The organism is Caballeronia sp. (assembly GCF_049581465.1).
Lineage (GTDB): Bacteria > Pseudomonadota > Gammaproteobacteria > Burkholderiales > Burkholderiaceae > Caballeronia.
Window position 1 is genome coordinate 1 of sequence record NZ_JBAUSA010000566.1, and the last position, 1,872, is coordinate 1,872.

The window sequence follows — 1,872 nt, forward strand, 5'->3', positions numbered from 1 at the left end:
GTGCTGCAGGCAGAACCGCCCCCCACCCACACTTTCCGTTAGCAGAACCGCCCAAACCTCCCTCGCGCAGCACCCTTGCGAACCGTAAGGCCTTAAGCCCTTTGTCGCCGGAGGGCGTTGACGTCAAAGCAGCCTCCCGCAAGGCTCCAATCGATTATTCAATTCCAGCGATTAATCTTTTCGCTCCAGGTCCATTTATCCCGCACGCCAGCTTGACTACATTTCGTCCTGTCGCAGCGAGCCTTGCTCTTCCAAAGCCCACTGCCCGCGAAGTCAAACGATCGTACCGATCGCTTCGCACGAATAGACAGGAGCATTACCGTGAAATCAGTCATCGCTAGACTTTCGCTCGTCGCAGCATCCGCACTTGTCGCCACAACCGCGTTCGCGGGCGGCGGCGGTGGCATCGGCCACGCGGGTACTTACGAACCCACATTTACAAGCACCGATGCAGGACCGACTCGCGCTCAAGTGCGCGCCGGAATCGTCGAGGCGTACGACAACGGCACGTTGCCCGCTCTCAATCGCAACACGTATCCGGAGCGCAGCATGGCAGGCGACGCGATTGCAGCCCAGCATGACCAGCGCGCCCACGACGCAGCGGTCGCCGAGCAACGCAATCGTTCAATCGTTGAATATGCAAACGGCTCGGCCACGCGAAGCGGCAAGGCCGCAGTTCAATAATGTAAGGAGTCCATCATGAACGAATCAGCATCTATCGAAGAATTCTCGACGCTGGACGACTGGCTTCTGCCCGCGCCTCAATGGCGTCCGTTTCGCCCCGAAGGCATGCGCGAGCAACGGACGCTGGAGTTCGCGGACGTAGCCGCGAACTGATCGCCTTAAGGTTTTAACCGCAAGCGCCCACTTCACCGCACGCGGTGCAGAAGTCACACCCGTCCTTGCGGATCATCGCGTTGGCGCCGCAAGTCGGGCACTTGCGCCCGGGAATGGGAAGCAGCGCATGCGGGTTGCCCGCATGTGCGTTGGCGGGTTCCAGCGGGGTGATGTCGTCGACCGCGCCATCGGTTGAAGACAACGGCACGTGTGCGCTGACCGCACGTTGTTGCGCGAGTACGCGGGACGGAACCTGGTTGCCCTCGGTATCGAGGAAACCGCGCCGTTGCAGGATCTGCTGGATCGCATAGGCAAGCGCTGCGACTTCCGAATCGTGCCAGCGCGGTGACTTGTGGCCGTCGAGCCGTTGGACGTCGCCAAGCCGCACCTGGCCGCGATCCCACGACACCTTGCGCAAGTCCTGAAGATTACGGGCCACGAAGCCGCCGCGTGCCGCCAGCGATAACGAGCGCATGGTCGCCGTAATCCATTGCTGCGATTCGTCGCGCTGCCCCGTCGGAATGAAGAATTCAATGGGGCGCTCGATCGTCACGTCCGCTCGCCCCAGGCGCCCAGTCACTTCCATGAACGACACCGCCACGTAAAGCGACTTCTTGCCGGCCTGCGTGAGGTACTCGACCTTTTCTATGATCGCTGGCAACTCGCCACGCGGGCGGTGATCGATGGCAATGCGCAATGGATCGAGTTCGACTTCCGCATCGGCGGCATCCGACGGATCGGATGCCGTGGTCGCAGGCATCTCCGCCGTGACCGACAACACCGCGCCAAGCGTTTCGTTCGGACGATACGTGGCGAGTCCCTTCAAGCCACGCCGCCATGCGTCGAAATACAAATCCTTGAAGGCATCGAAGGGATAATCGGCGGGTACGTTCACCGTCTTCGAGATCGACGTATCGACGAACGGTTGCACCGCCGCCATCATCTCCAGGTGATCGTGCGCGGACATGCTCAGCGCGCTCACGAAGTACTCGGGCAACACGCCCACGTCGCCGCCCATCTCCCGATACAAACGGT

General features: G+C 61.3%; 2 protein-coding genes and 1 pseudogene. 2 read left to right on the top strand and 1 reads right to left on the bottom strand.

From position 1 onward, the window contains the following. Window positions 1–321: 321 nt before the first annotated feature. Both WCA53_RS13955 and WCA53_RS13960 read left to right on the top strand, forming a co-directional pair. A complete protein-coding gene (locus WCA53_RS13955) occupies window positions 322–684 on the top strand; it encodes a DUF4148 domain-containing protein (RefSeq protein ID WP_423911155.1) in 363 nt (120 codons plus the stop codon). A 15-nt stretch (window positions 685–699) separates the two neighbouring features. Beyond that, window positions 700–837 carry a hypothetical protein gene (locus tag WCA53_RS13960; protein WP_423911158.1) on the top strand — a complete coding sequence of 46 codons (138 nt, stop codon included), beginning with the start codon at window positions 700–702 and terminating at the stop codon, window positions 835–837. Window positions 838–850: 13 nt separating this feature from the next. On the opposite strand, the pseudogene WCA53_RS13965 reads toward WCA53_RS13960, so the two are convergent. Then, window positions 851–1,872, bottom strand: a pseudogene (locus WCA53_RS13965) (adenosylcobalamin-dependent ribonucleoside-diphosphate reductase); the annotation flags it as partial.

Bases quoted from the DNA above. Each gene is read 5' to 3' on its own strand.
- WCA53_RS13960 (WP_423911158.1), top strand. From the start codon at position 700: ATGAACGAATCAGCATCTATCGAAGAATTCTCGACGCTGGACGACTGG.